Source organism: Halosimplex rarum, from assembly GCF_047715405.1.
Lineage (GTDB): Archaea > Halobacteriota > Halobacteria > Halobacteriales > Haloarculaceae > Halosimplex > Halosimplex rarum.
Genome location: NZ_CP180412.1, coordinates 377,719 through 400,255, shown reverse-complemented (window position 1 = coordinate 400,255; position 22,537 = coordinate 377,719). Strand labels below are relative to the sequence as shown.

Sequence of the window (22,537 nt, the reverse complement as noted above, 5' to 3'; positions counted from 1 at the left end):
TTACCACCTCATCGTAGCGGCTTTCGTGACGTCGATGTCCTCGAAGTTGCGATACAGTACGAGGATGATCCCGATGCCGACGGCCACCTCGGCGGCCGCCAGCGCCATCGTGAACAGCGAGAACACCTGTCCCGTCAGGTTCCCGTGGTAGAACGAGAAGGCGACGAGGTTGATGTTCGCCGCGTTGAGCATCAGCTCCACGGACATCAGGAAGATCAGCGCGTTGCGTCGCGTGAGGATGCCGTAGACACCGATACAGAACACCGCCGCCGACAGCAGGAGGTAGTACTGCGGCAACACCGCCATCAGTGGTCACCTCCGTCCGCGGCGTCGGTCGAACCGTCGGTGCGGCGGGGCTCGTCGCCGCGGCCGGCGATCCGGCGACCTCCGTCGGCCAGCGCGGTGACGACGCTCTCGTCGTCCTCGCGGCGGGCGAGCATGACCGCGCCGTCGAGCGCGGCGTCGAGGACGAACGCGATGATGATGAACGCGACCAGGAACCCTTCGGCCTCGATCGCCGCCTGGTCGAGCATGTCGAACATCGCGTAGCCGATGCTCTCGGTGATGCTGCCGTCGGCGAACCCGGCGGGCGCGCCGAGTTCGCTGATCATGAAGACGTAAGCCATGACGGCGAACAGCGCGAGCGCGGCCAGTCCGTTGACGTAGTTGACGTCGGTCGCCAGCCGCGGGCGGGAGGTCATGTTGCCACCTCGTCGGGCTGGGATTCTGTCTCTGTGAGCATGATGGCGAACGTGATGAGGATGAGTACCCCACCGACGTACACCAGTACTTGCATCGCGGCGATGAACTCGGCCTGGAGCATGACGTAGTGCACTGCCACCGACAGCAGCGCGACGCCGAGCATCAGCGCCGAGTGCCAGACGTCGCGCACCAGCACGACGCCCAGGCTGCTCCCCACTGTGACTATGGCGAACAGCGCAAACGCGATTGACTCGAGCAATGCCATCGTTGTCTCGAATCTCCTACCGGACGCCCTTTGAAGATTTCTGTATCGTCCCGTGCGTGGCCGCTCACGCGCCCGAAACCGTTAGCGATTCGACGCAATCGCCCCGCTCGTCACCCTCGACCCCCCACCGAGACCTGACGTGTTCGGCCACAGCCCGTTCTCGGCAGTCGTCCCGGGCCCGGATCTCCCTCGCGCGCGCCGGTCCAGCGACAGCTGACTAGCCGGCGGCCCGCGCTCGCGGTCGACGACCGGGGTAGTCTCCGCCGGCGACTCACTCGACCCGGTCCTCGTCGAACTGCGAGACGTACCGCACGGCGAGCAAGAGGACGCCCAGCCCGACGCCGACCGTGACGACGCCGAACGTCGCCATCCCGAGCGGCGTCGCCGGGAGGTCGACGAGGAAGAACAGCACCGGGTCCATGCCCTCCGGATTCACGTAGCCGAGTAGCGCGCCCATGGCGCCAGCGACGCCCAGTACCGCCAGATACACCGCCAGCACGACGCGCGGTCCCGCGACCCGCTCGGCCAGCGGCGAGCGATCGGAGTTCACTGTCACAGGCGGACTTGCGCCCACAGGTGGTTAGCCTTTTCACATCACGCCCGCTAGCCCGGATATGAGCGACTTCGACGACGACTCCGGCTTCTCGGAGAAAGAGCTGCTCCTGTTCGTCCTCACCGCGATCGCGGTCCTGATGGCGGTCTCCGCGTTCGTGCTCGTCTACGGGAGCTAATCCGGAGCGCGACCCTCGTCAATCGGACCGCTGTCCGCGACCCCGCGAGCCGCTGCCCAGTCTGTTTTCGTCGTCAGTCGTACGGAGCAACGGAACCGGAGCCACTGCGCGAGTGAACGTTCGGAGAGAAACGCCGTCGGAACCGGCCGGGGTCGTCAGTCGTCCGCGCGCTCGGTGGCGTCGTCGTCGTCGACGACCTCACCGCCGTCGGTGACGGCTTCTTCTTCCTCGCCTCCGTCGGCGAGGGCGGTCGCGGTGCGGCGCTCGTGCCACTGGAACTCGCGGCCGTGCTGGTCAGTCTCCTTGAGGTCCCACGGGTCGGGGTCCTCGACCTTCGGGGCCTCGAGCCACGAGGACAGCAGGTTCCAGACGAAGATGACCTGCCCGACGAGCAGCAGGATGGCGCCGAGCGACGCCGCCTGATGGCTGAGCGTCACCATGTCCAGCGGGGCGATGGCCTCGTTGAAGTCGTAGGTCGCGTAGCGGCGCGGCATGCCGAGGTAGCCGAGGAACAGCATCGCGAAGAACGTGATGTTCGTCCCGACCATCGACAGCCAGAAGTGGGCCTTGCCGAGCGTCCGCTGGTACATCCGCCCGGTGAAGATGGGGAACCAGTAGTAGACGCCGGCGAAGACGGCGAAGCCGATGGCGCCCATCACGATGTAGTGGAAGTGGCCGACGACGTAGTAGGTGTCGTGGAGCACCTGGTCGACGGGGACCGAAGCGAGGAAGACGCCGGTCACGCCGCCGAGGATGAAGTTCGAGATGAAGCCGATACAGAACAGCATCGGCGTGGTCAGGCGCAGGCGGCCGTTCCACATCGTCGTGATCCAGTTGAACGTCTTGACCGCCGAGGGTATCGCGATCGCCAGCGAGACGGCCATGAACGAGGCGCGCAGGCGCGGGTCGATGCCCGTCGTGAACATGTGGTGGGCCCAGACGCCGAAGCTCAGGACGCCGATGGCCAGCGTCGAGTAGACGACGAACTTGAAGCCGAACAGCTTGCGGCCGGAGAACTTCGGCAGCACGTAGCTGACGATGCCCATCGGCGGGAGCACGAGGATGTACACCTCGGGGTGGCCGAAGAACCAGAACAGGTGCTGCCAGAGGATCGGGCCGCCCCCTTCACCGACCGCGTAGAACGTCGTCGCGAGGTTTCGGTCGAGCAGGAGCATGACGATGGCGCTGCCCAGCAGCGGGAACGCGAAGAGGATGAGCGCCGACTGGGTGAGGATGGTCCACGAGAAGATGTCGAGGTTCGCCCAGGTCACCTCGTCGTCGCGCTCGGTGAAGATGGTCGCGATGAAGTTGATCGCCCCCATCGTCGCGGAGACGCCGGTGAGGTGCAGGCCCAACAGCATGAGGTCGACGCCGGCGTTGGCCTGTTCGACCGACAGGGGCGTGTACATCGTCCAGGAGGTCTGGGCGCCGGTCATGCCGGGCAGGAAGAACCCGGCCCAGATGAGTAGCGCGCCCGGCGGCAGCAGCCAGAACGCGATGGCGTTGATCCGCGGGAACGCCATGTCGTCGGCGCCGATGAGCAGCGGGATGAAGTAGTTCGAGAACGCCGCGATGATGGGCGTCCCGAACAGGAACAGCATCGTGATCCCGTGGCTGGTCATGATAGCGTTGTAGAAGCCGTTGCCGACGATGGCGCCGCTCGGCGTGATGAGTTGCATCCGGATGAGGAACGCCATGAGGCCGCCGACGGCGAACGCGATGACGCCGTAGGTGCCGTAGAGGATGCCGATGTCCTTGTGGTCGACGGTCGTCAGCCAGCGGACGATACCTGCCGGCTTCTCGCGGTGGACGTGGCCGCCGGCCTCGCCGTAGCCGCCACCGCCGCTCGCCAGCGGTGTGTACGTGCGCCAGTCTTCGACACGAGAGAGGAAAGCGGCGATGCCGACGAGGAAGACCCCCATCAACACCGTTAGCACGAGCTGCCCTGATGCCATGCTCGAACCTCGGGACTGGGGCCATATGAATGGTTAGGAAACCCTTCCGCCGAATCCGTTCGCCTATCCGCTACCGTGATGGTAATTCGTGAAGGACTGGCGCACGATCTCGGGGCCCCACCGGGGACGTTCGGAGGACTCGATCGAGGTGACGCGACTGGAAGTCGCGACGAGGGAGCACAGGTCGGGGCGCGTGTAGAGAAGACGGTCCGCGTCGCCCGGTTCGCGTCGACCGGCGGCGAATCCTGCGGGTGGTGTTACTCGGCGTCGTGACCGTGGTCGGCTTCCATCTCCTGCTCGGCGGTCGAGATCGCCTTGCCCGCGTAGTAAGTGAGGATGATGAGCAGGATCGCCGTGCCGCCGACGATGGTGAACTGGAGGCTCGTGATCAGCGGGTCGACGCCCCAGGGCGCGACCAGCGCGAACGCGCCGATGAAGAAGATCAGGATTCCGAGCGGGATGAAGTTGACCGTCAGGTCCAGCAGGGTCTCGCGGTCGAAGACCTTCTCTGTCATACGTAGGCGTTCGTGGACGCGGATAAATAGATTGGTGGTTCGCGCCGGCGAGCACCGACCGCGCGGACGGATCTCGTCGACGCGGCTCGCTCGGTCAGAGCCCGCGGTTCCGCCCGGCCGCCTGACTGACGCCGCCGGCGACGACCAGCATGACGCCGGCGACGGCGATCGCCAGGCCGCGGCCGGTGATACCGTTCGGGTCGCCGACGATACCGAGCAGGTCGACCGACGAGGGCGACACCTGCGTCGCGACGACGATCGCGCCGAGAACCGTGAACCCGCCTCCGAGCGCGGCGAGCGTGCGCCAGGGGCGCCGCGCGTAGCCCGATTCGGCGAGGATGCCGGCGACGCTGGCGCCGAGCAGGAGGATCCCGCCGACGGCGACGGGGAACACGCCGAGGAAGACGCCCACCTCCGAGAGGGCGAACCCCACGGCCACGAGGAGCGGCCACGGGCTGGCCGTCCGATACTGGTCAGACAGTCCCGGTTGCTCTTCCATGCCCCGGCGTTGGGCCCGACGGGTCATAGGCGCACCGGACTCGTCGTGGGGGTCGGGGGTCCGGTCGGGAGGTCGCTCGATCCCCGTTCGGTCGCGGGTCGTGGGCGCAAAGTATTTGGTTCGCATGGGGCTTGTCGTAGACAATGACCACGCGCGCTGTGGAGCAGTTCGACGAGTGGGAGTCGTCGCCGTTCCGGGACGGGTATCGCGGCCTGCACGACCTCGCCGACGGGGAGTTCTCGGGGATCGTCGAGGCCGGCGGCGCGAAACTCTGTATGCTTAACGGGACGGCCGTCGGCATCCTCGACGGCGATATCGACTCGTTCGAGGGCGCGACGGGCACCGCGTACGAGGCCCCGTCGCCGGCGCTCCCGCTCCTCGCGCTCATGCAGGAACGCAACGACGAGGTCCGCGCCAAGTACTACTCTGAAGACACGCCGCTCACCGAGATCGACGACACGCTCGCCGACGGGGGGTTCACCGGCTTCATCGAGCTCTCGGAGAACGTTCTCAGCGGCGACTACTACGTCGTCTACCACCGCGGCCGCTCGATGGCCGTCGCCTGGGTCGGCAACTCCAGCCAGCTCCTCACCGACGACGAGGCGTTCGACCGCGCAGACGACGAGGTCGGCATCTTCGAGGTCCGCCCGGCCGAGATCGAGCCCGTCGAGATCCCGGAAGTCGAATCCGACGACGCGGCCGAACCCGACGCGGCGGCCGGCGCCGTGACAGCCAACGACCCGGCCGACACCGCGCCAGAGTCCGATGAGGGGGACGTCGCGCCGAACGACGGCGCGGAGGGCACCGCGTCCGCCGGCGCGGCCGAACCCGACGCCGACCGGCCGGCGACCGCCGACGCGGACAGGTCGACCGCGGGGGACGACGGCGACGGGGCGTCGACCGGTGCGACCGCATCTGCGGACGAGAGCGGCGATCCAGACGACGCGGCCGCCGAGCCGTCGGCCGACGCGGCGACGAGCGGCGCGCGAGAGGAAACGGCGACCGGAGCGAGCGCGCGTGACACCGACGACGTGACCGCCAGCGACGCCTCCGTCGACGACGGCGTGGCTGCACGTGACAGCGGCGGTCCGTCCGCGGACGGCGACGCTGCCGACTCGACCGAGGCCGGTTCGGACGCGCACGCAGGGAGCGGGAACGGCGTCGACGACGCGACCGCGTCGGTCGACCGGGCGACCGACCGCCGAGACGACGGGGCCGGCTCCGCCGGAGGACGTGACCGAGACGACAGGACGGGGAGCGGGAGCTCCCGGGACGACGCGTCCGGAGGCGACGACTCGGCCGGTGGAGTGCGCGAGTCGGGTTCGAGCGCTCGGTCGACCGACGCAGCGGCGAACGACCGAACCGACCGGTCAGCGGACGCCGGCCGAACCGACCGATCGGCGGAGTCAGATCGCACGGACCGATCGGCGGAGACGGAGCGGTCCCGCACCGACCGCCGCGAGGCGCGGCGGACGACCGAGTCGCGCGCGGCGGAGTCCGATACCGAGGCGACGGCCGAGCGGACCGGGTCGCCCGCCGGGTCGTCGAGTCGGACGCCGGAGTCGACTGGCCGAGCGAACGAGTCTGCCGCAGCCGGCCGGAGCGCCGACGCCGGCGCGGGCGGGGCGGGGTCGGCGGGGACGCCCGACCAGCTGGCGACGCACTCGATCCCGTCGCTCGACCCCGACCGGACGACTTCGCGCGAGTCCGAAGAGGACTCGTCGCCCACGTCGCCGTCGACCGACGACCCGCCGGCGACGGACGCGTCGACCGCCGTCCCGGCTGCCGAAGAGCGAACTGCGGAGTCCGCGAGCGGGCCGGCCGAGCCGAGCGGGAGTCGCCCGAACGGTCGGTCGGGCGCTCGCGACCAATCCGGTGGCGGCCGGAACCCCGGGAGAGCTTCCGAGGCGCGCCCGGATCGAGCCGCCGACGAACCGCGGTCGGCGGACGCCGGAAGCCAGCCGGCGAGCGGTCGGGTGGCGGACCTGGAAGCCGAACTGGAGGAGCGCGAGGCTGAGATCGAGCGGCTCGAAGCGGACCTGGCGGCCGCCGAGACCGAGCGCGACGACCTCCGGGCCGAACTCGAAGCGGCACGGACCGAGCGCGACGACCTCCAGTCGCGGATCGACCCGCTCGAGTCCGAGCGCGACCAGCTGGAAGCCGAACGCGACGACCTCGCCGCGGAGGTCGACGAACTGGAGGAAGAGGTCGACCGCCTCGAATCCCAGCTCGAGGAGATCGAGGCCGAGTTCGGTGACGCCGTCGACGCCGAGCGGCGGATGAGCCCGGGCGAGGCGCTCGACCAGACGAACCTGTTCGTCCGCTACGAGTCGAAGGGGAAGGCGACACTGGAGACGGCTCACGCGGGCGACGCCAGCCGGGAGAAGGTCGGCGAGAACCTGGGACTAGAGTACCACACGCAGTTCGACCGGGACAACGTCTCCGTGGGAGGACTCCCCTTCGACGAGTTCCTCCGGGAGACGATCCAGTTCCAGTTCGTCACCTGGGTCATCAACGACCTGCTCTACGAGATCCGCGACACCGGGAAGATCGCCGAGTTGCAGGCGCTGTACGACGCGATCCCGCAGATCGACCGCGCGGAGCTCAACGGCACCGTCTCCACGGAGTACACCGAGGACGGCCAGGAGCGACGCAGTCAGGAGTCGTTCGACGTGGTGATGCGCGACCGGATGGGCAACCCGCTGTTGACCGCGAACATGAACGACTCCCGGCAGGCCGCGAGCGAGAGCATGATGTCCGCGCTCGTCACTGCCTCGTCGCACGTCGGCGAGTCGACCGAGACGCTGGGGGCGTCGTTCCTCGTCACGTCGAGCTTCTTCGAGCCCGAGGCGCTGGAGACGGCCGCCGAGGCGACCAGCGGCGGGCTCCTCAGCCGCGACAAGCGCGAGAGCTTCGTGAAGCTCTCCCGGAAGCAGGGGTATCACCTCTGTCTCGTCGAGGCGCGCGAAGACAAGTTCCACCTCGCCGTCCCGGAACTGTAAGGGCAGAAACGCAAATCGGCGGTCGCAGAATCAGCTCTCGACTTCGGCCGCTTCCTCGATCTTCATCCCTTCGAGCTTCTCGATGATGTGGTCGATCTTGCCGTCGAGGTCCTCGACGAACTCTCCCGTCTGTTCGGTCGTGATGGCCCCCTGGCTGGATGGTTCGATCAGGTTCTCCTCTTCGAGGACGCGCAGCGAGTAGCGCACCTTGTGGTGCGGGTAGCCTGTCTCGTTGGACATCTTCACGATGCCGATCGGCTCGTTCTGTATCACCATCCGCAACACCTGCAGATGGCGCTCCAGCATGTCTACTTCCTTCTCAAGTCTGTCTATCATGGCAATTGTTAACTTGTGTTTGAGGGTTTTAAAGGTTGCTGTCGAACGGGGGATCGACGGACGGCGAACCACCGCCGTCGAGCGGTATTCAGTCCGGACCGCGGCCGGATCGATGACGATCCGGAGGTTCTCCGTGGTAGCAGTTAACGATTCCGGTGGCGCGTGCGCGTGACTGCGGGCGAGCGAGCGAGCGCGCGGTAGTTCTGGGATCGGCCGGCGGGCGGGCGGGCGATGGACCGTAATCGGTTTACCCCGGTGGGCGAAATCTCGGGTGTATGACCGTCACCATCGTCGGTTCGCAGCTCGGCGACGAGGGGAAGGGTGGCATCGTCGACGTCTTCGGCGACGACGCCGACGTCGTCGTTCGCTACCAGGGCGGCGACAACGCCGGCCACACCGTCGTCCACGAGGGCCAGGAATACAAGCTCTCGCTCGTGCCGAGCGGCGCGATCCGGGGCAAGGTCAACGTCCTCGGCAACGGCTGTGTCGTCAACCCGCGAACGCTCTTCGACGAACTCGACGCCCTCCGCGAGCGCGGCCTCGACCCCGACGTGCGCGTCGCCGAACGCGCCCACGTCATCCTGCCCTACCACCGCCTGCTCGACGGCATCGAGGAGGAGGTCAAGAGCGAGGACGACGACGAGATCGGCACCACCGGCCGCGGCATCGGCCCGACCTACGAGGACAAGGCCGGCCGCCGCGGCGTCCGCGTCGGCGACCTCCTCGACGCCGAGGTCCTGCGCGAGCGCCTGGAGTACGCCGTCCCGCAGAAGCGCGCGCTCGTCGAGGACGTCTTCGGCCTCGACGTCGCCGACCTGGACGACCCCGACGCGCTCGACGTCGACGCCCTCTACGACGAGTTCGCCGAGTACGGCGAGCGACTCGCCGAGGAAAACATGACCGTCAACGCCGGTAACTTCCTCGCCGAACGGATGGCCGACGGCGCGAACGTCATGCTGGAGGGCGCCCAGGGCACCATCCTCGACATCGACCACGGCAACTACCCCTACGTCACCTCCTCGAACCCGACGGCGGGCGGCGCCTGCACCGGCACCGGTCTCGCGCCGGGCGTCGTCGGCGACGGCGAAGTGATCGGCATCGTCAAGGCCTACCTCTCCCGTGTCGGGAGCGGGCCGATGCCGACCGAACTCGGTGGCGTTCCCGGCGACACGCCGGGCTACGACGGCGACCCGGAGGACCCCCAGACCGAACGCGAAGAGCTGGCCGTGTACATCCGCGACGAAGGCCACGAATACGGTACCGTGACCGGTCGCCCGCGCCGCGTCGGCTGGCTCGACGTGCCGATGCTCCGCCACGCCGCGCGCGCCAACGGGTTCACCGGGCTGGCGGTCAACCACATCGACACCCTCGCGGGGCTCGACGAGGTGAAGGTCGGCCACACGTACACGCTCGACGGCGAGGAGTTCCGTACGATGCCCGCGACGACCGAGCAGTGGGGCGAGTGCGAGGCGAACCTGCGGACCTTCGACGGCTGGGATGACGCCGACTGGGCCGCGGTCGCCGAAGAGGGCTACGAGGCCCTGCCCGAGAACGCCCGCACCTACCTCGAATACCTCGAAGCCGAACTCGACGCCCCGGTCTACGCCGTCGGCGTGGGCCCCGGTCGCTCGGAGACCGTCGTCCGCGAGACGCCCTTCTGAGCCGTCTAGCCGAGCGCTCGTCGGCGCTCGCAAATATCTCGCTCCGCGAAACACTCTTAGTGACCTCGCTGCATATGGGTATGTGTGACAATGGCACGATAGGGTGTCTCGGTCCGGTGCACTGGCAGTGCGAGGAGACTGTAACACAGCGAGGTCACAGTGTCAGCACACGACTCAGAGCCGATACGACGGAGCATCGAGGTCGAATACTGGGTGATAGACGGCGACGGGCGGCTGGTCGAGCCCGAGTCGCTCGTCGAGGCGTCCGCGGGTACCGAGCGGGAGTTCGTCGAGCCGCTGCTGGAGATCAAGACGACACCGTGCGAGTCGACAGCGGCGCTCCGGCGGGAGCTATACCGACGGATCGAATCGGTGCTGGACCGTGCCGAGGAGGTCGGAAAGGGGCTCGTTCCGCTGGCGACGCCCGTGAACGCCGGGGAGATCGCCGAACTCCCGAGCGAGCGGACGCGAGTCCAGAACAGGGTCGTCGGTGAGGACTTCGAGTACGTCCGCCGCTGCGCGGGGACGCACGTCCACGTCGAGCAACAGCCCGGGCTGGCGGTCGACCAGCTGAACGCGTTCGTCGCGCTCGACCCCGCGCTCGCTCTGGTCAACTCCTCGCCGTACTTCCGCGGGGGGCGCCTCGCCGCTGGCGCGCGCTCGAAGCTCTACCGCTGGATGGCCTACGACGACGTCCCCCATCAGGGGCGGCTGTGGTCGTACATCGACGACGCCGAGGAGTGGACGCGTCGGATAGAACGCCGGTACGAGGCGTTCGAGACGGCCGCGATGGAAGCCGGCGTGAACCGCCACCTCGTCGCGTCGAACTTCGACCCCGAGAGCGCCGTGTGGACCCCCGTGCAGTTCCGGGAGGCCTTCTCGACCGTCGAGTGGCGCTCGCCGGACACCGCCCTCCCGAGCGACGTGGTGCGGCTGGCGGACCGGCTGGCCGCCCTCGTCGCCCACCTCGACGACGTGGAGGTCCGCATCGAAGGCGAGGAGGGACGGATCACCGACGAGGCGGTCGTGCTCCCGGAATTCGACGCGGTCATCGAGTACGTCAACGAGGCGATCCGCGACGGGCTCTCGTCCGGACGCGTCCGCTCGTATCTCGACCGCATGGGCTTCGACGTCGAAGCGTACGACCCGATGGCGCACGAACTCGACGGCGCGGCACCGGTCTCTCGGGACCGGGCGCGCGAGATCCGACTGGACCACGCCGCACGGCTCGAGGCGGACGTGCGACGGGCGAAGGCGGCCGCAGACGATTGAGACGGCGCCGCGTCCGGGGTGTCGGTCGTTCGCGCCCGGCCGGGCCGACGGGACGGTCGCCGGTCGTCCGTCCGGCACGCTTTTTTGCCACCGTTCCGGAGTGAGAGCCATGAAGGAGGACCTGATGGACATCATCTGCTGCCCGCTCGACAAGCACGACCTCGAACTCGACGTGACCGAGCGCGACGACGAGGAGATCATCGAGGGGACGCTCACCTGCACCGAGTGCGGCGAGGTCTACCCCATCGAGGACGGCATCCCGAACCTGCTGCCGCCGGACATGCGCGACGAAGCGGCCGCCTGAAGCGGTCCGGGCCCCGTTCGACGCACAGACGTCCCGGTGGCACTGCGCCCCGCTCGTCGGCGAAGCGACGCGTCGGGTCGCCGAGCGCTCGATCGGCCTGAACCTTTTTCTATCGTCCACGCCGACAGAGGGACGTGCCCGAGGATTCGCTGCCCGTCCACGTCAACCGGGGAGAACTCCACGCCGTGGAGGTGCCCGACCGGTTCGAGGCGGACGGGTCGTTCGACGTCGCCGTGATCAACCACGGTCAGTCGGTTCACGTCCATCTCCACCTCGACGACGACCTCTCTGAGATCGCCACCATCGAGGCGAGCAACCACTTCGTCGACGGCGAGAGCCAGCGGGCCGTCCGGGTCAACGTCCACAGCGCGGGCGAGGCCACCGGGACCCTGAAGATCGCCGCCGCCTACGGTGCGGAGACGCGCTACGTCACCGTCCGGATCACCGAACCCGAAGAGACCCAACAGACCGTCGAAGTCGACGAGTCGCTCTCCCAGCCACAGCCCAGAGAACCCGATTCCGACCGCGAGAGCGGCGGGATCGCCACGGTCGTCGACAGCCCGGAGGTCGTCGTTCTCGTCCTCGGCGCGCTCGCGCTCGCGGCCGCGGCGGTCCTCGCGATGGTCCTCGACGACGTCGTCATCGTCGGCGGCGCGCTGGCGGTGCTCGTCGGCGTCCTCGTCGCGGTGTACATCGTCCTCACGGGCTGAAAAACCGCTGTCGGCCGGCCGTCAGTCGCTCGCTTCTTCGGCCGCCTCGTCCTCGTCGGCCGTCGATCCCTCGCTCGCAGTTCCGTCTCCGCCGTCGCCGTTCGCCTGCGCGTCGGCCGCTTCCGGGTCCGTGGGTACGCCGGAGAGGTTCCCCTCGTCGTCGAAGCGCTTGGCGCGGAGGAACCGCGCCCGATAGCGGTTCGCGCCGTCGTAGACGTCCGCCTCGCGGATCTCCTCGGTTCGACCGTCGGCGACGGCGTCGATTATCTCCTCGATCTGATCTTTCTCGCTCGGCGTGAGTTCGAACTCGTAGGTCCGGGACTGCTCGCCCTCGAGTTTCGTCCAGCGGCGCGCGGCCGAGATGACGAGCGAGCAGGGCTCGCGGCAGGGGAACACGCCGTCGCCGCCGGCGGTTGCATCGCCTTCGTCTCGGGACGCCTCCGACGCCCCGCCGTCGACGTCGAGTTCCGTCTCGTCGTCGTACTGCCACTCGCGGCGCTTGAGACACTGCGAGTCGTCGCAGCAGGACTCGGCCACCCAGTCGACGTGCTCGTGGCCCTCGCCGCGGTCCCAGGTGTCGACGACGCCGTAGATGCCGCTCTGGCGGCCGATCGTCTCCCGCCAGTGCGAGACATCCAGTTCCCCTTCGCGCTCGCGGTGCCAGTTGGCGACCGTCGCGGGGTAGAAGCTGTCCACGGCGCGGAAGACCTCCTCGGGGCCCAGGTCGGGGAACCGCCAGCCCGTCCGGAGGGTCGGGGCGGTCTTCAGCGGGCGGTAGCGCTCGCGGTCGTCGTGTTTCGCGATCTGGCGCGCGTCCAGCGGGTCGTCGCGGTCGGTCAGCGCGTCGCCGTCGGCGCCGGCGTCGTCGACGTGGCGGATCGCGTACCGGCGCGACCCGGTGTCGTCGACCGTCACGGTCACGTGGAGTTGTCCCCACTCGCGGGTGACCCCCGCGTCGAGCGCCTCGTAGCGCTCGCGGACGCGCCGGTCGTCGGCGCCCTCGAGCCAGCGGAGGAAGGCCCACCGGTCTTCGGCCTGGGGCGCCTCCGCGTGCCAGAAGTACCAGTTGGTGACGTAGGGGGCGTACTCCGCGGCGGCGTCGTCGAGGTCCTCCCCGTGGACCACCCGCTTCGATCCCTCGTCCGTGGCGAGGACGTACCCGTCGCCCTCGGCCTCGGCCGCGAACCCGTCGAACTCGATGCCGTCCGCGGCGGCCTCCGCGAGCGCTTCCACCTGTGCCGGGTCCACCTGCGCGGCGTTCATACCCGGAGCGATGGACTGAATCCGAATAAGTCGTCCGTCTGCGGCAGGCGCACCCCGCTCGGTTCCCGCGGGCGTTCTGGGGTCGCACCGATGTGACCGGAAAGCGTATGTCGCCGTCGAACAGAACCGTCGAGTCATGCAACAGTGCCCTCCACGCGCGCGACAGCGTCCTCCGCGCACACGGCAGTGCCCTCCACCCACGCGGCGACACCTTCCCCGAGACGCGACCGCGGAACGGGGGTGACACCGATGGAGTGGGAGACCGACCGCGGGCTGACGGTCAGAATGGGGGTCGCCCTGGCGCTCGTTTCCGTCCTGCCCGTCGCGTTCGTCTACGCCTTCGTCTTCGCGTTCAACACCATCGGTCTCGACCTCCTCGCCTGGGCGACCGACCGCCCTTGGAACGGCCGGTTCTACGTGAACCCGCTCGCGGTGCTCGCCGCCGTCGCCGTCGGATTCGCCGCGCAGTTCTTCCTCGGGACCTCCGTGGCGCTCCGTTCGGTCGGCGCCCGCCGCGTCGACCGGGAGTCCCACCCCGACCTCGTGGGCCGGGTCGACCGCCTCGCGCAGGTGGCCGGCACGCCGACGCCGGCCGTCGCCGTCAGCCGCTCGTCCGTCCCGAACGCTTTCACCGTGGGCGCGCGCCCGTCGGAGGCCACGGTCGTCGTGACCGAGGGGCTGCTCGACGCGCTGGGCGACGACGAACTCGACGCGGTCCTCGCCCACGAGATCGCCCACGTCAAGAACCGCGACGTCGCGGTCATGTCGCTGTCGTACTTCCTGCCGTCGCTCACCTACCTCGTCGCCATGGCCGCGTACGTCGTGCTCAAGGGCGTGTTCTACGTGCTCGGCGGTATGGACGACGTGGACGGCGACGGCGCGAAGGCGGTCGTCGTCGCCATCGTCGTCCTCGTGGTGAGCGCCCTGGTCACCCTGACCATCTCCGTCATGTTCTGGCTCGCGAGCTACCTCCTCTTCCGCGTCCTCTCGCAGTACCGCGAGCACGCCGCGGATCGGGGTGCCGCGGCGATCACCGGCGATCCGGCCGCGCTGGCGTCGGCCCTGCAGACCGTCGACGACGAGATGAGCGACGCGCCCGACCGGGACCTCCGTGAGATCGACGGCGGGCTGGAAGCGCTGTACGTCGCGCCGGTCGACACCTACCAGTTCGACGCGGACCGCGACCTGCTCTCCAGCGACCTCTTCCCGGCGACGCACCCGCCGACCGAGGAGCGGATCGAGCGCCTGCGCGAACTGGCGGGTGAGCGGGCGTGACCTCGCGGCGACGGTTCCTCGTCGGGCTCGGAACGGCCGCTACCGTGGCCGGCCTCGCGGGCTGCGGGTATCGGCCCGGCGGCGGGGACGTCCGCTGGCGGGCGGACGGCAACTTCGCTGGCTTCCGGACGGAGGCGCTCGACGTGACCGACGGGCTGGTCGTGACCGTCGCCGATTCCACGACGAGCTTCGATATCGACCGCGAGGAGTGGGTCCGCGGCGGCGAGATCGCCGCCTATTCGACCGAAGACGGCTCGGCGCTGTGGAGCGACCACCTGGAGGGCGAACTGTCGTGTCACACCGTCGGCGACGGCGGGGCAGCAGTCGGATTCGACGGGACGGTCGTCCGTTACGGTGCAGACGGCGAGCAGTGGCGGATCGATCTCGGCGCGTCTCTCGTCGCGCTCGCCGTCGCCGACGGTCGGGCGTACACGGTCTCCGAGGGGGGCGACCTCGTCGCCTGCGCGGACGGGGCCGAACTGTGGCGGGTCGACCTGGGACCGGAACTCGGCAGCGACGAGGGCGGGTTCGGACCGGCGCTCGCAGCGAGCGCCGAGACCGTCGCCTGCTGGGTCGGCGGGTCGGTCGTCTGTCTCGACCCGGACGGGCGCCGACGGTGGCGCCAGTCGGAGATCAACGTCCGGCTGTTCTCGATAGCCGACGGGGAGATCGTCGCGTCGGGAGCCGGCGGGCTGGCCGCCATCGACGGGTCCAGCGGGGAGCTGCGCTGGCTCGGCCGCGAGCGGGTCGGGCGGTTCGCCGTGACTCCCGACGCCGTCTACGGCACGTACGACACAGAACTGACCGCCTACGACCGGTCGGGCGGTCGCAAGTGGTCGGCGGGCGACGACCCCTCTGCCGGCCGGAACGACCGCGAAGCCGTCGAACCGGTCGACTACATGGGCCGGGTGGCCGCCGACACCGACGGCGTCTTCGTCGACTCCTCGGGCGGGCTCACCGCGCTCGACCCGGCAGACGGGAGCGTCCGCTGGCGGGTGCAAAACAGGTCCCTCTCGGCCGGCCCGTTCCTCGTCGACGGCGGCGTCCTGGTCGTCGCGGACGGCGAACTCGTCTGTCACTACCCCGAGGACCAGTACTGACCAGCGCCGCGCCGCCCGGCCGCGTCAGTCGTCGGCCGGTTCCGCGCCGCCGGTCTCCGCGCGGACGCGCTCGACGGCCGCGTCCACGTCCGCGCCGGCGTCGGCCGCGCGCTCGAGCACGACGTCGGCCATCAGCGGTTCGGTCCCGACCGCGCCCGAGTACCAGATTCGGTGGCCGTCGACCTCGGACGGGGTGTCCCAGCCCTCGCGGTAGTCGTCGGTCAGGCCCATGTCCTCGGGGATGTCCTCCTGGGTGTGGTAGCCGTCGGCGATGAAGAGGGGGACGACCACGATGTCTCGCGGGCCGTGCCCGCTCGACGGTTCCGAGACGCTTCGCGCCTCGCTGTCCTCGCTCCCGAAGAAGTCGGTCACGTCGTCGACCTCGGGGTCCTCGTCCATGAACAGCGCCTTGACCTCGTCGAACCGGCCCATGTCGCGGATGCGGTCGGCGTGGTACTCGATGGCCTTCGCGGAGTTCTCGTTGCGCTCGGTGCCGTGGCCGACGACGGCGAGGCCGAATCCGTCACCCACGTCGGGGTCGCCGGTCACCGACTCGGCGCGCTGGACGATCACGTCGCTCATCGCTTCGTGGGTTCCCACGGGGCCGCAGTAGTGGACCGTCTTGTCCACGTCGGTCGGTCGGAGCGTCGCGTGCGTTGCGCTGGTGCCGTCCGAGTCCCACGCTTCGGGGTCCCAGTCGTCGAGGCGTAGCTCGCGGGGGATGACCTCCTCGGTGAAGTAGCCCTCCGAGATGAACAGCGGGACGACGTACACCTCGTCGCTCTCGACCGTGCGGAGCACCTCGCGGAAGGACGGCTCCTCCTTCCAGAACGACTCGCGGACCTCGTCGAAGGCGCCGGTCGCGCGGATGGTGTCGGCGTGGTCGAACGTCGGCGCACTCGACCCGGCGTTGAGATGCGACCCGTGGGCGACGATGACGAGCGCTTCCATACCCACGGGTAGGGAAAACTACCTCATAGGGGCTTCGTTGGCGACGGCCGAACGCGCGGGGACCTCCGGGAGATTTTTCGCACCCGCCGTCCATCCGCAGGTATGACGCTCGCCGCGGACACCCGCGAGGCCGTGCGCCGCCACCCGTTTCTGTTCGACGCGCTCCGGGCCGGCGTGGTCAACTACAGCGCCGCCGCCCGCTTCCTCGACGTCGACGGCGAGACCGACGCCGTCGTCGCCGCGCTCCGCCGGTTCGCCGAGGACCTACCCGACTACGAGCGACCGGGCACGAATCCGCCGGTGAACATGCAGAGCGGTCTCGGGGAAGGCGACCCCGCCGACGCGCTGCTCGCGGTTGGCGACCTCGCGCTCGTCCCGGACGAGGGATCGCTGACGGCGATCACGGCCGGCGGGGACGCCGACGCCGCCGCGCTCCGGCAGGTGCTCGGTCGGCTGGAGACGGCAGCGGTGCCGATCGAGGCCGCCGCAGTCGGTGGGGGATCGCTCGTGGTGGTCGTCGGTCGCCGTGAGGGTCCGGACGCCGTGCGGGCCGTCGAGGACGCGCTCGCGGAGTGAGCGTGCCGCTGCGCGACAGGTATCGTGCCACTGACCGACGGCCTTCCGACGCATTGAAACGCCCTCCGGAGTAGATTCCGGTAATGACGCTTCAGGTGACGAACACGCTCACGGGCGAGCGCGAGGCGTTCGAGCCGGTGAACGACGACGAAGTTCTCCTCTATCTCTGCGGTCTCACCACCTCGGACCCCGCCCACGTCGGCCACGCCCGGACGTGGACCCACACCGACGTGATCCACCGGTGGCTGGCGTACCTGGGCTACGACGTGCGCCACGTCGAGAACTTCACCGACGTGAACGAGAAGATTGTCGCCCGCGTCGGCGAGGTGGGCGAGGACGAAGAAAGCGTGGCCCGCCACTACACGGAGTCTTTCATCGAGGACATGCGCGCGCTCAACCTCGAACGCGCCGACGTCTACCCCCGCGTCTCCGAGCACGTCGACGACATCGTCGCGATGGTCGAGACGCTGGTCGAGGGGGGCTACGCCTACGAGTCCAACGGCTCGGTCTACTTCGACGTGACCGCCGACCCGGACTACGGGAAGCTCTCGAACCAGGAGGTCGACGACTCCGAGGCCCAGGGCGACGAGGACGAACGCGCCGAGAAGCGCAACCCCGCCGACTTCGCGCTCTGGAAGGCCGGCGGCGTCGACCCCGAGGACATCGCGGAGCACCGCCACGACGAGGCGGCGCCCGCGGAGGAGGCCGCGGCGCAGGCCCAGACCTGGGACTCGCCGTGGAGCGAGGGACGGCCCGGCTGGCACATCGAGTGCTCGGCGATGTCGACGACGCACCTCGGCGAGACCTTCGACATCCACGTCGCCGGGTCGGATCTCGTCTTCCCGCACAACGAGAACGAGATCGCACAGAGCGAGTGCGCCACCGGCCAGCAGTTCGCCAACTACTGGCTCCACACGGGGATGGTCCAGGTGGCCGACGAGAAGATGAGTTCGAGCCTCCAGAACTTCACGACCGCCCGCGCGGCCATCGAGGAGTTCGGTGTCGACGTCCTCCGCACGTTCTTCGTCTCGACGGTGTACTCGGCGGACCCGACGTTCTCCGAGGAGACGCTCGCCGAGGCCGAGGAGCGCTGGGAGCGGCTCGAACGGGGGTACGAGCGCGCGGTCGAGGCCGCCGACAGCGTCGACGCCTACGCCTCCGTGAGTGACGACGGATTCCGGGGTGCGGTCGAGGGGCTCCGTGAGGATTTCGAGGCAGCGATGAACGACGACTTCAACACGCGCGAGGCGATGGTCGCCCTGTTGGACCTGGCGTCGGCCGTCCACATTCACCTCGAGAACCGTGACCGATACGATCATCAGGCGCTCAAGGACGCTATCGACGCCTTCGAGGACCTGGGCGGCGACGTCTTCGGACTCTCGTTCGGGACATCCGACGGCGGCAAGGTCCGGATCGCCGAGGACCTGGTCGAACTCGTGCTCGACCTGCGCGAACGGGAGCGCGAGGCCGGCAACTACGAGCGCGCCGACGAGTTGCGCGACGGGCTCGACGACGCCGGCGTCGAAGTCGAGGACGGCGACGACGGCCCGACCTACCGCTTCGAGTAGTCGGCCACTCGGCTTCCGCGGTCGGTCCCGTCGCCGGCGGGTTTATCTTTCGGCCCCATCACTCGTCTCTATGTCACGACCGCGCGATCTGGCGATCGCAGTCGCCCTCCTCCTCGCGTTCGCCGGCGGGGGCTGCGTGGGCTTCCTGACCGGGAGCCAGCCCTACGCGTTCGCCGCGAACGCGACCGAAGTCGACCAGTCGACGCTCGAATCGACGGAGTACCGACTCGCGAGCAGCGACTCGCCCAACCGCACGCTGAACGTCACGGCCGGCGGACAGACCCGCGAGGTGACCATCTCCAGCGAGGTCCGAAAGTACAACCGGACCGTGACGGTCGCTCCGGACGTCGACGGCGAGTTCGCCCGCTTCTCGGTCTACTCGACGCCGGCCGCCTCGGTCGCCGGTCGCTCGGTCAACCCGGTCGACGACTGGTCGGCCGACCGGCTCGTCCGACGGCTGGTGTCCTCGACCTCCGGGCTCTCGAACGTCGAGTTCGAGTCGAACCGGTCCGTGCAGTTTCTGGGCGCAGAGAGGACGGTCTCCGAGTACGGCGCCCGCCAGTCGATGGGCGGCGTGGAGACCAACGTCACGATCCACCTCTCGATGGTCGAACACGACGGGGACACCGTGATCGCCGTCGCGCTCCATCCGGAACGGATCGACGAGCGGTCGCGCGTTGACGAACTCCTCGCGGGGCTCCGACACCCGCCTGCGGAGGACTCGGCCTCGTAGCGGGGTTTCGGCAGTTCGGAGCGAGCGATTATCCGCCGCCGCCGGCGACGCCGGTCCCGATCGCGGCGCCACAGTCGTCGCAGGCCGCGACGTAGAACCGCTTGGCCGACTTGAACAGTCCGGCCATCTTCGACTCCATGTCGACGAACTCCACGTCGGAGCTGTCGGCGATCTCCGCCTCGCATTCGGGGCAGTGCACCATGGCTGACAGGTCCGGCGGCCGCGGTAAGTGTCTTGTCCCGGGCGGGCGCTTCTCGGCGTCGACTCGCGGGGAGCGCTCGGCGGGGTGGGCGCTTACGTTTTTCACCTTCGCGGTCGTCGAGCGGGACATGAACGCGCAACTCGCTCTCGGCCTCGGGCTGACCGCGCTCGGGCTGGTCGGATACGTCGTTGGGATCGAGACGGCGTATCCGGGCCGATCCTTCGCGGTGACCGCGGTCATGGTCGGGGTCACGCTGGCGGCCATCGGCCGGTCGGCCGGGCCGGAGGAGTCACCGTGATCTCGGCGCTCGTCTACCGGTCCGACGAGGTCACCGAGTACGACGACCTCCCGACGGCGAGAGCCGCCCAGGGGACGACCTGGGTACACGCCGCAGAGGCGGACCGCACGGAGATGGAGCACATCGCCGACTGCTTCGGCCTGCACCCGCTCACCGTCGAGGACATCCGGAACGACGTCCGCCCGAAGACCGAGGAGTACGAGCAGTACACCTTCGTCCTCCTCAAGCGAGCGATGCTCCGCCGCGGGGAGACCACCTTCGACGAGGAGATCGAGGACTCCCCCGTCGGGGTGTTCATCGGCGACGACTGGGTCGTCTCGATGACGCCCGACTCCGCCAAACCGATCGAGCGCGTCCGTCGCGCCGTCAATTCCGGCGACGAGCGCCTCCTCCACCGCGGCCCGGACTTCACCGCCTACCGCGTCATCGACGTCATCGTCGACGAGTACTTCACGCTCCTCGACGCCATCGAGGACGACATCGAATCCGTCGAGGACGAGGTGACTACCTCGACCGAGATCGACACGCTCGAAGAGATAAACAGCGTCCGACGGGAGCTGCTCTCCTTTCGAAAGCTCGCCTGGCCGACCCGCGAGGCCGTCGGCGTCCTCGCCCGCGGCGACCCGAAACAGATCAAGGAGGACTCCGAGAAGTACTACCGCGACGTGTACGACCACCTCGTCCAGTTGGTCGACCTCACCGAAACGTACCGCGACCTGGCCTCCGGCGCACGCGACATCTACCTCAACACCCTCGCCCAGTCGACGAACGAGGTGATGAAGGTGCTCACCGTCGTCGCGACCATCTTCATCCCCCTCACCTTCGTCGTCGGCGTCTACGGCATGAACTTCGACCCCGGGGCGAGCCGGTTCAACATGCCCGAACTCGGCTGGGCCTACAGCTACCCCGCAGTCATGATCGGGATGTTCGTCGTCGCCCTGGTCATGCTCGGGTACTTCCGCGGTCAGGAGTACATCTGACGGCCGACAGCTCCGATCCGACGATCGCGGGCGAGTCGCCGTGTGCCGCGAATCGCGGGACCCGACACCGAAGTTTCGACCGATCAGAAAAAGGGGTTTATATTGCACAGACGCTATTCCCTGGTATATCAGGTGACTCTGTGACCGACGAGGGCCCGACCGGCGTCTCTGGACAGGACATCGTCGCCCAGGCACCGGTCGGTATCACGCGGTTCGACGCCTCACAGGAGGGGTCGCCGGTCGTCTACGCCAACGAGCGGTTCCTGGAGATGACGGGCTACGCGGCCGCCGAGGTCGTCGGTCGGGACTGGCTGGCGCTCCGGGGAGAGGAGACGGACGCCGCGTCGGTCGCGGTGCTCCGCGACGCGGTCGCCGCGAGCGAGCGCGCCGCCGTCGAGCTCCGGAACTACCACGCCGACGGGACGCCGTTCTGGAACCGGGTCAGGGTCGCGCCGCTGCGCGACGGCTCGGACGAGGTCTCCGAGTTCGTCGCGTTCCACGAGGACGTGACCGAGGAGAAGCGCCACGAGGAGACGGTCGAAGCGCTCCACGCCGTCGCGACGCGGCTCCAGACCGAAGAGAGCGTCGACGCCGTCTGCCAGCGGACGGTCACCGCCGCCGCGACGCTCCTCGATTACGACATGTGCACCATCCTCATCAGGGACGGCGACTGGCTCGTGCCGCGGGCGACCGCCGCCGGTGCGCCGGCCGACGGGAGCCGACGGATGCGCCTCGACCAGGGGCTCGCCGGCAAGACCTATCAGACCGGCGAGGCCTGGATCGTCGACGACCTGGCGGCGGACGCGAACAGCGACCCCGCCAAGGAGATATACCGGTCGGGGATCAGCGTCCCGTTCGGAGACGGCGGCGTGTTCCAGGCGGTCCAGACGGAGACGAACGCCTTCGACCAGCGAGACGTCGACCTCACGGAGCTGCTCGTGACCCACACCGCCTCGGCGATCGGTCGGATCGAGCGCGAACAGGAGCTACAGCGGCAGAACGAGCGCCTCGAGGCGTTCGCCGACGTCGTGAGCCACGACCTCCGCAACCCCCTGACGGTGCTCGGCGGCTCGCTCCAGATGGCCGAGGAGACCGGCGAGCGCGAGCACTTCGAGCGGGGGCGGCGCGCGCTCGAGCGCATGGAACAGCTGATCGACGACCTGCTGACGCTGTCTCAGTCCGGCGGCGCGGTCGAGGAGGCGGCCGCGGTCGACCTCGCGACCGTCGCCGCGGAGTGCTGGGACACCGTCGCGACGAGCGAGGCGACCGTCAGCGTCCAGACGGCGGCGACCGTCCGGTGTCGCGAGGGGCGACTGCGGCAGTTGCTGGAGAACCTGTTTCGCAACGCGGCCGAACACGCGTCCGGCGCCGTGGCCGTCACGGTCGGCGACCTCCCCGACGAAACCGGATTCTACGTCGAAGACGACGGCCCCGGGGTCCCGGACGAGGAGCGGGAGCGGGTCTTCGAGAGCGGGTACTCGACCACCGGGGACGGGACCGGGCTGGGACTCTCCATCGTCAGGGAGATCGCGGAGGCCCACGGCTGGACGGTGACACTCACCGACAGCGCGAGAGGCGGCGCTCGCTTCGAGATCTCCGGCGTCGAGACGGTCGCCTGACGCCCGACCGACGCGGCGCT

24 protein-coding genes are annotated in these 22,537 nt (G+C 69.1%); 13 read left to right on the top strand and 11 right to left on the bottom strand.

The window, feature by feature from the left end:
- The 7 genes from nuoK to ACMGFH_RS01905 form a co-directional block, all read right to left on the bottom strand.
- The gene (gene nuoK / locus ACMGFH_RS01935; RefSeq protein WP_415381088.1) at positions 1-306 is read right to left on the bottom strand and encodes an NADH-quinone oxidoreductase subunit NuoK; all 306 of its coding nucleotides are present in this window, start codon (positions 304-306) and stop codon (positions 1-3) included.
- Positions 306-701, bottom strand: a complete 396-nt coding sequence (locus ACMGFH_RS01930; protein ID WP_415381087.1) for a hypothetical protein — start codon at positions 699-701, stop codon at positions 306-308. The genes nuoK and ACMGFH_RS01930 overlap by 1 nt, the downstream gene beginning before the upstream one ends.
- A complete protein-coding gene (locus tag ACMGFH_RS01925) occupies positions 698-967 on the bottom strand; it encodes an NADH-quinone oxidoreductase subunit J (RefSeq protein ID WP_415381086.1) in 270 nt (89 codons plus the stop codon). Before ACMGFH_RS01925 ends, ACMGFH_RS01930 begins: the two co-directional genes overlap by 4 nt.
- Positions 968-1,238: 271 nt before the next feature.
- Complete coding sequence (locus tag ACMGFH_RS01920; protein ID WP_415381085.1) at positions 1,239-1,517, bottom strand: cox cluster protein; 279 nt, start codon at positions 1,515-1,517, stop codon at positions 1,239-1,241.
- 336 nt (positions 1,518-1,853) lie between these two features.
- Positions 1,854-3,653, bottom strand: a complete 1,800-nt coding sequence (gene ctaD / locus ACMGFH_RS01915; RefSeq protein WP_415381084.1) for a cytochrome c oxidase subunit I — start codon at positions 3,651-3,653, stop codon at positions 1,854-1,856.
- 257 nt (positions 3,654-3,910) lie between these two features.
- Positions 3,911-4,168 carry a DUF6684 family protein gene (locus ACMGFH_RS01910; RefSeq protein ID WP_415381083.1) on the bottom strand — a complete coding sequence of 86 codons (258 nt, stop codon included), beginning with the start codon at positions 4,166-4,168 and terminating at the stop codon, positions 3,911-3,913.
- Positions 4,169-4,262: 94 nt separating this feature from the next.
- Complete coding sequence (locus ACMGFH_RS01905; protein ID WP_415381082.1) at positions 4,263-4,667, bottom strand: cox cluster protein; 405 nt, start codon at positions 4,665-4,667, stop codon at positions 4,263-4,265.
- A gap of 143 nt (positions 4,668-4,810) precedes the next feature.
- Between ACMGFH_RS01905 and ACMGFH_RS01900 the strand changes: the two genes are divergently transcribed.
- A complete protein-coding gene (locus tag ACMGFH_RS01900) occupies positions 4,811-7,669 on the top strand; it encodes a hypothetical protein (protein WP_415381081.1) in 2,859 nt (952 codons plus the stop codon).
- A 30-nt stretch (positions 7,670-7,699) separates the two neighbouring features.
- Here the strand turns inward: ACMGFH_RS01900 and ACMGFH_RS01895 are convergent, their stop codons facing one another.
- On the bottom strand, positions 7,700-8,005 hold the full coding sequence (locus ACMGFH_RS01895) for a hypothetical protein (protein WP_415381080.1): 306 nt from the start codon (positions 8,003-8,005) through the stop codon (positions 7,700-7,702).
- Positions 8,006-8,280: 275 nt separating this feature from the next.
- On the opposite strand from ACMGFH_RS01895, the gene ACMGFH_RS01890 reads away from it, so the two are divergent.
- From ACMGFH_RS01890 to ACMGFH_RS01875, 4 genes are all read left to right on the top strand, one after another.
- The gene (locus ACMGFH_RS01890; RefSeq protein WP_415381079.1) at positions 8,281-9,666 is read left to right on the top strand and encodes an adenylosuccinate synthase; all 1,386 of its coding nucleotides are present in this window, start codon (positions 8,281-8,283) and stop codon (positions 9,664-9,666) included.
- A gap of 159 nt (positions 9,667-9,825) precedes the next feature.
- The gene (locus ACMGFH_RS01885; protein ID WP_415381078.1) at positions 9,826-10,938 is read left to right on the top strand and encodes a glutamate-cysteine ligase family protein; all 1,113 of its coding nucleotides are present in this window, start codon (positions 9,826-9,828) and stop codon (positions 10,936-10,938) included.
- Positions 10,939-11,047: 109 nt separating this feature from the next.
- Positions 11,048-11,242 (top strand): methytransferase partner Trm112, encoded by a 195-nt coding sequence (locus ACMGFH_RS01880; protein WP_415381077.1) that lies wholly within the window; start codon positions 11,048-11,050, stop codon positions 11,240-11,242.
- Between the two features lie 134 nt (positions 11,243-11,376).
- The gene (locus ACMGFH_RS01875) at positions 11,377-11,952 is read left to right on the top strand and encodes a hypothetical protein (RefSeq protein WP_415381076.1); all 576 of its coding nucleotides are present in this window, start codon (positions 11,377-11,379) and stop codon (positions 11,950-11,952) included.
- 21 nt (positions 11,953-11,973) lie between these two features.
- On the opposite strand, the gene ACMGFH_RS01870 is transcribed toward ACMGFH_RS01875, so the two are convergent.
- Positions 11,974-13,200 carry a DR2241 family protein gene (locus tag ACMGFH_RS01870; RefSeq protein WP_415383298.1) on the bottom strand — a complete coding sequence of 409 codons (1,227 nt, stop codon included), beginning with the start codon at positions 13,198-13,200 and terminating at the stop codon, positions 11,974-11,976.
- A 264-nt stretch (positions 13,201-13,464) separates the two neighbouring features.
- Here ACMGFH_RS01870 and ACMGFH_RS01865 point away from each other — a divergent pair, with 264 nt between their 5' ends.
- Both ACMGFH_RS01865 and ACMGFH_RS01860 read left to right on the top strand, forming a co-directional pair.
- Positions 13,465-14,490, top strand: coding sequence for a M48 family metalloprotease (locus ACMGFH_RS01865; RefSeq protein ID WP_415381075.1), 1,026 nt, complete (start codon positions 13,465-13,467; stop codon positions 14,488-14,490).
- The gene (locus ACMGFH_RS01860) at positions 14,487-15,590 is read left to right on the top strand and encodes a PQQ-binding-like beta-propeller repeat protein (protein WP_415381074.1); all 1,104 of its coding nucleotides are present in this window, start codon (positions 14,487-14,489) and stop codon (positions 15,588-15,590) included. Before ACMGFH_RS01865 ends, ACMGFH_RS01860 begins: the two co-directional genes overlap by 4 nt.
- A 24-nt stretch (positions 15,591-15,614) precedes the next feature.
- On the opposite strand, the gene ACMGFH_RS01855 is transcribed toward ACMGFH_RS01860, so the two are convergent.
- Positions 15,615-16,541, bottom strand: a complete 927-nt coding sequence (locus ACMGFH_RS01855; RefSeq protein WP_415381073.1) for a CbiX/SirB N-terminal domain-containing protein — start codon at positions 16,539-16,541, stop codon at positions 15,615-15,617.
- A gap of 102 nt (positions 16,542-16,643) precedes the next feature.
- Here ACMGFH_RS01855 and ACMGFH_RS01850 point away from each other — a divergent pair, with 102 nt between their 5' ends.
- The 3 genes from ACMGFH_RS01850 to ACMGFH_RS01840 all read left to right on the top strand — a co-directional run bounded on the left by ACMGFH_RS01850 (position 16,644) and on the right by ACMGFH_RS01840 (position 19,418).
- On the top strand, positions 16,644-17,117 hold the full coding sequence (locus ACMGFH_RS01850; protein ID WP_415381072.1) for a hypothetical protein: 474 nt from the start codon (positions 16,644-16,646) through the stop codon (positions 17,115-17,117).
- An 83-nt stretch (positions 17,118-17,200) separates the two neighbouring features.
- Positions 17,201-18,685: a cysteine--tRNA ligase gene (gene cysS / locus ACMGFH_RS01845; RefSeq protein WP_415381071.1), complete on the top strand. Its 1,485-nt coding sequence runs from the start codon at positions 17,201-17,203 to the stop codon at positions 18,683-18,685.
- A 70-nt stretch (positions 18,686-18,755) separates the two neighbouring features.
- A complete protein-coding gene (locus ACMGFH_RS01840) occupies positions 18,756-19,418 on the top strand; it encodes a DUF6517 family protein (protein WP_415381070.1) in 663 nt (220 codons plus the stop codon).
- A gap of 28 nt (positions 19,419-19,446) precedes the next feature.
- On the opposite strand, the gene ACMGFH_RS01835 is transcribed toward ACMGFH_RS01840, so the two are convergent.
- Positions 19,447-19,620 carry a hypothetical protein gene (locus tag ACMGFH_RS01835; RefSeq protein WP_274324472.1) on the bottom strand — a complete coding sequence of 58 codons (174 nt, stop codon included), beginning with the start codon at positions 19,618-19,620 and terminating at the stop codon, positions 19,447-19,449.
- A gap of 127 nt (positions 19,621-19,747) precedes the next feature.
- On the opposite strand from ACMGFH_RS01835, the gene ACMGFH_RS01830 reads away from it, so the two are divergent.
- From ACMGFH_RS01830 to ACMGFH_RS01820, 3 genes are all read left to right on the top strand, one after another.
- Entirely contained in the window at positions 19,748-19,918 is a 171-nt protein-coding gene (locus ACMGFH_RS01830; protein ID WP_415381069.1) for a hypothetical protein, read from the top strand.
- A complete protein-coding gene (gene corA, locus ACMGFH_RS01825; protein ID WP_415381068.1) occupies positions 19,915-20,898 on the top strand; it encodes a magnesium/cobalt transporter CorA in 984 nt (327 codons plus the stop codon). The genes ACMGFH_RS01830 and corA overlap by 4 nt, the downstream gene beginning before the upstream one ends.
- Before the next feature lie 140 nt (positions 20,899-21,038).
- On the top strand, positions 21,039-22,517 hold the full coding sequence (locus ACMGFH_RS01820) for an ATP-binding protein (protein WP_415381067.1): 1,479 nt from the start codon (positions 21,039-21,041) through the stop codon (positions 22,515-22,517).
- Positions 22,518-22,537: the final 20 nt, after the last annotated feature.

Excerpts from the sequence above, each read along its gene's own strand:
- ACMGFH_RS01900 (WP_415381081.1), top strand. The coding sequence starts at position 4,811 with ATGACCACGCGCGCTGTGGAGCAGTTCGACGAGTGGGAGTCGTCGCCG.
- nuoK (WP_415381088.1), bottom strand. The coding sequence starts at position 306 with ATGGCGGTGTTGCCGCAGTACTACCTCCTGCTGTCGGCGGCGGTGTTC.
- ACMGFH_RS01925 (WP_415381086.1), bottom strand. The coding sequence starts at position 967 with ATGGCATTGCTCGAGTCAATCGCGTTTGCGCTGTTCGCCATAGTCACA.
- ACMGFH_RS01930 (WP_415381087.1), bottom strand. The coding sequence starts at position 701 with ATGACCTCCCGCCCGCGGCTGGCGACCGACGTCAACTACGTCAACGGA.
- ACMGFH_RS01850 (WP_415381072.1), top strand. The coding sequence starts at position 16,644 with ATGACGCTCGCCGCGGACACCCGCGAGGCCGTGCGCCGCCACCCGTTT.
- ACMGFH_RS01890 (WP_415381079.1), top strand. The coding sequence starts at position 8,281 with ATGACCGTCACCATCGTCGGTTCGCAGCTCGGCGACGAGGGGAAGGGT.
- ctaD (WP_415381084.1), bottom strand. The coding sequence starts at position 3,653 with ATGGCATCAGGGCAGCTCGTGCTAACGGTGTTGATGGGGGTCTTCCTC.
- ACMGFH_RS01830 (WP_415381069.1), top strand. The coding sequence starts at position 19,748 with ATGAACGCGCAACTCGCTCTCGGCCTCGGGCTGACCGCGCTCGGGCTG.
- ACMGFH_RS01855 (WP_415381073.1), bottom strand. The coding sequence starts at position 16,541 with ATGGAAGCGCTCGTCATCGTCGCCCACGGGTCGCATCTCAACGCCGGG.
- ACMGFH_RS01840 (WP_415381070.1), top strand. The coding sequence starts at position 18,756 with ATGTCACGACCGCGCGATCTGGCGATCGCAGTCGCCCTCCTCCTCGCG.
- ACMGFH_RS01895 (WP_415381080.1), bottom strand. The coding sequence starts at position 8,005 with ATGATAGACAGACTTGAGAAGGAAGTAGACATGCTGGAGCGCCATCTG.
- cysS (WP_415381071.1), top strand. The coding sequence starts at position 17,201 with ATGACGCTTCAGGTGACGAACACGCTCACGGGCGAGCGCGAGGCGTTC.
- ACMGFH_RS01910 (WP_415381083.1), bottom strand. The coding sequence starts at position 4,168 with ATGACAGAGAAGGTCTTCGACCGCGAGACCCTGCTGGACCTGACGGTC.
- ACMGFH_RS01905 (WP_415381082.1), bottom strand. The coding sequence starts at position 4,667 with ATGGAAGAGCAACCGGGACTGTCTGACCAGTATCGGACGGCCAGCCCG.
- ACMGFH_RS01835 (WP_274324472.1), bottom strand. The coding sequence starts at position 19,620 with ATGGTGCACTGCCCCGAATGCGAGGCGGAGATCGCCGACAGCTCCGAC.
- ACMGFH_RS01880 (WP_415381077.1), top strand. The coding sequence starts at position 11,048 with ATGAAGGAGGACCTGATGGACATCATCTGCTGCCCGCTCGACAAGCAC.
- ACMGFH_RS01865 (WP_415381075.1), top strand. The coding sequence starts at position 13,465 with ATGGAGTGGGAGACCGACCGCGGGCTGACGGTCAGAATGGGGGTCGCC.